This window comes from Pseudochelatococcus lubricantis (assembly GCF_011762225.1).
In the GTDB taxonomy this organism is placed as follows: domain Bacteria; phylum Pseudomonadota; class Alphaproteobacteria; order Rhizobiales; family Beijerinckiaceae; genus Pseudochelatococcus; species Pseudochelatococcus lubricantis.
On sequence record NZ_JAASQI010000006.1, the window covers coordinates 307,888 to 314,270 of the forward strand.

Sequence of the window (6,383 nt, forward strand, 5' to 3'; positions counted from 1 at the left end):
ATAATCGTACATACGAAAATCGGTAATTGCGATATAAATCATTGATATCAAACAATATTTTCTTTATTATAGGTATAATAAGCGGGGTAACCCGTTGATGCGTCAGGCAAGTCGTCATGCGCCAGCGATGCCGTATCCGCTCGCGCGTGCAGCAACGGGCGGGTGGGCCCAATCTGTCAATTGACTCGGCGGGTACGACACTATACGAGCGCATGATGTTCCCGTTTTCAGGTTTCGGGATGCCTTTCGCAAGGCAAGAGGCTGTTATGCAGACCGTTCGGCAGCGTTTGTCCGTAGTGCGTTATTTCGCCGGGGCGAGGGCTTTCTGTCTTTTTGTTTTCCTCTCTTTCATTGGTATAAATACAAGCTTCGCACAGGGCGGCGGGCCGGAGAGAATCGTATCGGTCGGCGGCGCGATTACCGAGATTCTGTACGATCTCGGGCTTGCTGACAGGATCGTGGCCGTCGATACGACGAGCCTGTTCCCGCCCGAGGCGCTGAAGGAGAAGCCCAATGTCGGCTACATGCGCGCCCTGTCGGTGGAGGGGATTCTCGCGCTCGGCCCCACGCGCGTGCTGCTGCTCGACGGCGCCGGGCCGCCGGAGGCGCTGAAGCTGCTGGCGGAATCGGGCTTGCCCATCACGCACATCGGCGACGATCCGACACCTGCGGGCGTCGTGGCGAAGATCCGCGCAATCGGGCAGGTGACAGGCGTCGATGCCGACGCCGCGACACTGTCGGAGGCGGTGGAGCAGCGCTTCTCGCTGCTCGAAGACCTCGGCAGGCAGATCGGGCAGCCGAAGAAGGTGCTGTTCGTGCTCGGCTTTCAGGGCGGCAGACCGCTGGTCGCGGGGCAGGGCACGGCGGCGGACGGCATCATCCGGCTCGCCGGCGCGCACAACGCGGCGCAGGGTTTTCCCGGTTACAAACCCATGACGGACGAGGCGATCATCGAGGCCGCGCCCGATGCCATCGTCACCATGGGCAGCGCCGCCCATACGATGGAGCCGGAGGAACTGTTCGCGCGTCCCGCCTTCGCCGGCACGCCGGCCGCGCGGGAGCGGCGCCTCATCAGCCGCGACGGGCTGTTCCTGCTTGGCTTCGGGCCGCGCACCCCGCAGGCCGCCGCCGATCTGCTGCACGCGCTCTATCCGGCAGTGCCGATACCGCCCGCCCTTGCCGCCGGCGCTCCATAACGGCCTGCGCGGGGAATGTCCATGGCGTCGGCAGCAGCGCGGGATGAACGGTCGTTCCTCGCCCGGCACGGGGGCGTGGGGCTGATGGCCGCCCTCGTCCTGCTCGTGCTCGCTGCCTCGGTCGTGTCGATGGGCACGGGCGCCGTTCCGCTGCCGCCGGAACGGGTGGTGCGGGTGCTATGGCTCGCGGCGACGGGCGCGCCGGATGCCATATCCGCCGGCGACCGGCTCGTCGTCATCGGCATCCGCCTGCCGCGCACGCTGCTCGGCCTGATGGTGGGCGGGGCGCTCGCGGTGTCTGGCGCGCTGATGCAGGGCCTGTTCCGCAATCCACTTGCCGATCCGGGCCTCGCGGGCGTCTCCAGCGGCGCGGCGCTGGCGGCGGCGCTTGTCATCGTCCTCGGCCAGCCGATCGTCACTTTTGCCGCCGCCGCGCTGTCGTCCTGGACGGGCGCTGCCCCGGCCCTGCAGGGCGGGGGAACCCCCTTCGCGCTGCTGCCGCTTGCGGCCTTCGGCGGAGGGCTGCTCGTGACGTTGCTGCTCTATGCCCTTTCCACCCGCAACGGCGAGACGCGCATCGCAACGCTGCTTCTCGCCGGTGTCGCCATCGGTGCGCTGACGGGTGCTGTCACGGGCCTGCTGTCCTACATCAGCGACGACCGGCAATTGCGGGACCTGACGTTCTGGTCGCTCGGCAGTCTCGGCGGCGCGACGTGGGACCGCGTCGTCACGGTCGCGCCGGCCATTCTGCCGGTGTTCCTCGCGGTGCCGTTTCTTGCACGCGGCCTCAACGCGCTGGCGCTGGGCGAGGCAGAGGCGTTCCATCTGGGCTTCGCCGTGCAGCGCATCAAGCGGGCGACGCTGTTCCTCGTCTCCGTGGCCGTTGGTGCGGCGGTGGCGACGTCGGGAGTGATCGGCTTCGTCGGCCTCGTGGTGCCGCATCTCCTGCGCCTGCTCCACGGCGCGGACCATCGCACCCTGCTGCCGGCGAGCGCGCTGCTGGGCGGGGCGCTGCTCGTCGGCGCGGATAGCCTGGCACGCACCGTCGTCGCGCCGGCGGAGCTGCCCATCGGCATCCTGACGGCGGTGCTGGGCGCGCCCTTCTTCCTGTGGCTGCTGCTGGCGCGCGGCCGGGATCTGTCCGCATGAGCGCGCTGGAAGCCCGTGGCGTCCATCTCGCGGCCGGCGGCAGGAGCCTGGTCGAGGCTGTCGACCTGTCGGTCGCCGCGGGCGAGATGGTCGTGGTTGCGGGACCCAATGGCGCCGGCAAGTCGACGCTGCTGCGCCTGCTGGCGGGCGAGGCGCGGCCGACGCGCGGCCACGTGCTCTACGGCGGCGCGGATATCGCAGACCTGCCGCCGTGGCGGCTCGCGCTGGTGCGTGCGGTCCTGCCGCAGAGTGCGCATGTGGCCTTCCCGTTTCGCGTGCACGAGGTCGTGCAGCTCGGCATCGACGGCGTCGGGCGCAAGCTGCCGCGCGCAGCGCGCGCCGACATCATGACAGGGGCGCTGGAGGCGGGCGATGTGCTTCATCTGCGGGATCGACTCTACCAGACATTGTCCGGCGGCGAGCGGCAGCGCGTGCAGTTCGCGCGCGTTCTTGGCCAGTTGCGGGCGGGGATGCGGACCGCCGACGCGGCCTCCGCGCCCATCCTCCTGCTGGACGAACCCGTATCGAGCCTCGATCTGAAGCACCAGAGCGCGCTGCTGCGGGCCGCGCACCGACTCTCGCGCGAGGGCGTGGCGGTACTGGCGATTCTGCACGATCTCAATCTGGCGGCGGCCTTCGGCGACCGGCTCGTCGTCCTGAACCGGGGGCGCGTCGCGGCCCGGGGAACTCCGGTCGAGGTACTGACCGACGCATTGCTGCACACGGTGTTCGAGGTGCCGTTCCGGGTGGGCGCCGTCCCTCCTGCGCCGGTTCCCTTCGTGCTGCCGTTCGAGGACGCGCCGCCGGCGGAAAAGGCCGCCATGTCTCATCGACAACCGTCACGCGCCGACTGATGATGAGCCTTATTGGAGGAGCCACGATGACCAACGCCCCGGAAACACCGATCACGCCGCGCGAGCTTCCCATCGACGAAGCGGCGGCGCTTCCGTTCGACGCCGTGCGGACGGCACGCACGCTCCTGCATACCGTGCGCCGGACGTCCGTCGCCACCATCGATCCCGGCAGCGGCTATCCCTTTGCGCTGGTGACGAATCTCACCGTGCTGCCGGACGGCGCGCCCTGTTTCTTCGCCGCCGGGATTTCGTTGCAGGCGCGTAATTTCGAGACTGATGACCGCGCTGCCGTCTCCCTCGCGCCCGAGGAGGCCGGCGATGCGCTTGTGCTGCCGCGCCTCACGCTCGTCGGGCGCGTCAGCCGGATAACAGGCGACGCCTATGAAGCCGCGCGCCGCCGCTATCTGGCACGCCATCCGAAATCGGCGGTCTATCTCGGCCTGCCCGATGCCCGCCTCTACCGCCTGACCGTCGAGAGCCTCAAGCTGAACGCTGGCCCCGCCCGCAATGCGGCGCAGGTGAGCCCGGCGGACCTCGTGATCGATCCGGCCGGCGCCGAGGCGCTGCTCGACGCCGAGGAAGCGGAAATCGCGCGGCTCGACACGCTTCCGGGCGAGGCTGCCCGGCTCGCCGGCCTTGCGGGCGCGGACGTTTCCGCTGCCTCGGCCCGGCGTTGGCGGGTGAGCGGCATCGATCCCGACGGGCTCGATGTCGTCAGCCGGGAGGCGACGGCGCGCCTGTGGTTCCCGTTCCGCGTCGAAAGTCCCGGCCAGCTCCGGGAAGCGCTGGAGTGTTTCTGTATGAGAAAAACTCTCGCGCACCCTTCCCGAAGCTGAATGCCGTTACCCGTTCCGGACGGGGGTTACGCCAGATCCTGCCAGAGGTCGGCCGGCGGCGTCAGCAGCGCGACCTTGCCGTGAGCCTCGTCGCTCTGCGCGAACGCAAGGGCGACGTCGGCGCGCGCCGTGCCGGCTTCGAGCTGCCCGATCCAGTACTGCCGCCCGGCCTGATCGGCCGCGCGCGCCAGCGCCGTCGTGTAGAGGGCGTCGACGAAGGCGCCCGCCTCCAGTCCCGTGCTGCGCTGGATGAACTCGTCCGAGGCGGCGAACTGGCCGGCGAGCGACCGCACGTCCTGCCCGGTCAGTCCCTGTTCCAGCCAGAAATCGAAGCCGGTGGCATCGGCGTCACGGCCGAGAAAGGCGTGGTAGAGGCCCTGGATGTCGCTCTGGCCCGACGTGAGCAGGGCCACGCTCTGGTCGGCGTAGGTCAGCGTCTCCACGTTGCTCACGCGCTGCACCGCGCCGGTGGCGGCGTTGGTGATCTGGATGAGCCCGCCTTCGACCGCGACGGTGTAGTCCGCCCGCGCGCCGGCGAGAACGAGCGTGTCGTCGCCCGCGCCGCCGTCGATGCGGTCGTTGCCCGCGCTTTCGATAAAGCGGTTATTGCCCGCGTTGCCGAGCAGCACGTTGTCGAGCGCGTTGCCGGTGACCTGCACGTCCTGCGTGCCGTTGAGGCGCAGCGCCTCGACATTGTCGGCGAGCGCGATCTCACCGCCGCCGTAGTAGACGGCGAGGTCGCGGCCGTCCGTTCCCTTGTCCGCCGTCAGGCCGGCGGCGTCACGCACGAGGATGTCGTGGCCGCCCCAGGTGTTGGGGGCGGCGATGGCGCCATCTCCCGCCGCGTACTGGTCGGCGATGATGCGGCCCAGGTCGGGGAAGTCGGTGAACAGACCGTCGAGGCCGAAATCGAGCAGCTTCACGAACTCCTCGACCGGGAGCTGCACGGTGCCGTCGGGGTTGAGCGCCATGAAGGATTCATCGGCCCGCACCGTCCAGAGGATGAGTTCCAGCCCGGCCGCGCGGGCGACCTGCGAGAGATCGAGCACATTGCTGATGATCCGCGTCACTTCCGCCTTGCCGTCGCCATCGGCGTCGACCGGGTTGAGCAGGCGCGTCGTCTGCAGAAGGGCGTCCTTCGCCGGCGCGAGCGCGTCCGCGTAGAGGGCTGCCATCGCTTGCGCGGCCTTGAGCGAGTAGAGATCGGTGTTGAGCGCGCTTTCCTTCGTCAGCGGGAAATCGAAGTCCTTGTAGAGGTCGGGGTTCGCGCCGAGAGCGGCGTATTCCGGGCTGAAGTGGAAATAGATATCCGCCGCGCCGCCGAGCAGCTGGACGAGCTTGAAGTCCACGCCGGCTTCCGGCATGATTTCATTTTTGAGCTGGATCAGGTTCAGCACATCGAACGACTGGATGTAGACGCGATCGCGCTCCGTGAAGTCGAGGTCCACCAGCTTGTCGACGAGCAGCTGGCTCGTATCGACGTGGATGAACGACCCGTCAACATACTGGCCGGTGTACATGAAGTGGGTGGGATGCTTCGTCTCGGGCGCGATGGCGATCTTCTTGCCGGTTTCCGCCTCAACCTCGTTGACGAGGGCGATTACTTCCTCGATCGTCGGGATGCGGAACTGGTCGTTGTATTCCGCGCTTCCCGGGCGGGCGTCCGGAATGCGCTCGCGCGCATAGAGCGTCTTGATCTCGGCGAGCGTGAAGTCCTCCGCGAACCAGCCGGAAACCGTCTGGCCGTCGAGGTTCTTCGTCGTGTAGAGATGCGCGAATTCGGGGTGGTCCGCCACGTCGGTCGTTTCGTTGAGAAGGTTCTCATGGCGGGCGATGAGGTGCCCGTCCTTGGTGACGACGATATCGGGCTCGATCACTTCCGCGCCCTGCTCGATCGCCAGCTTGTAGGCCTCAAGCGTGTGTTCCGGGCGATAGGCGCTGGCGCCGCGATGGCCGATGATGAGCGGAATCTTCGCGGTATCGTTAGACTGTTCAGACATTGGATCACCCCGATATGTTGCAGGCTACGAGTTATCAAAGGCGCCGATGGGCCGGAAACCCGATTGCAGGCCAGATTGCGATGGATACACTCGTATAAGTGATGGGGGATGACCCGCTGATGACGTAGGCCCGCGCGGCGTCGCCTTTGCGGCGCCGCAGGGGCCTGTTCGAGCCGTTAGAATCTGTCCTGTTTACGTTGAAACAGGACAGATTCCAGGTTTCTTATTTTGAGTGCATTCTGATCGGAACGCGCTCTAGGTCGTAGTGAGGAATTAACAAAGGGGATTCCCAACTTCGGGAGATCGTGATTCAAGGCTACATTTTGGAGCTCAGCCAGATGAACGATC

The 6,383-nt window shown here is 67.2% G+C and carries 5 protein-coding genes; 4 read left to right on the forward strand and 1 reads right to left on the reverse strand.

Annotated features, from left to right (window positions below):
- Positions 1-266 precede the first annotated feature (266 nt).
- From FHS82_RS14100 to FHS82_RS14115, 4 genes are read left to right on the forward strand one after another with little or no spacing between them, the layout of a single operon-like run.
- Positions 267-1,196: a heme/hemin ABC transporter substrate-binding protein gene (locus tag FHS82_RS14100; RefSeq protein ID WP_166953894.1), complete on the forward strand. Its 930-nt coding sequence runs from the start codon at positions 267-269 to the stop codon at positions 1,194-1,196.
- Between the two features lie 21 nt (positions 1,197-1,217).
- Positions 1,218-2,345 (forward strand): FecCD family ABC transporter permease, encoded by a 1,128-nt coding sequence (locus FHS82_RS14105; RefSeq protein ID WP_166953896.1) that lies wholly within the window; start codon positions 1,218-1,220, stop codon positions 2,343-2,345.
- Entirely contained in the window at positions 2,342-3,199 is an 858-nt protein-coding gene (locus FHS82_RS14110; RefSeq protein WP_166953898.1) for a heme ABC transporter ATP-binding protein, read from the forward strand. Before FHS82_RS14105 ends, FHS82_RS14110 begins: the two co-directional genes overlap by 4 nt.
- A 26-nt stretch (positions 3,200-3,225) precedes the next feature.
- The gene (locus tag FHS82_RS14115) at positions 3,226-4,035 is read left to right on the forward strand and encodes a HugZ family pyridoxamine 5'-phosphate oxidase (protein ID WP_166953900.1); all 810 of its coding nucleotides are present in this window, start codon (positions 3,226-3,228) and stop codon (positions 4,033-4,035) included.
- Between the two features lie 26 nt (positions 4,036-4,061).
- Here the strand turns inward: FHS82_RS14115 and FHS82_RS14120 are convergent, their stop codons facing one another.
- Complete coding sequence (locus FHS82_RS14120) at positions 4,062-6,035, reverse strand: glycerophosphodiester phosphodiesterase family protein (RefSeq protein WP_166953902.1); 1,974 nt, start codon at positions 6,033-6,035, stop codon at positions 4,062-4,064.
- Positions 6,036-6,383 lie beyond the last annotated feature (348 nt).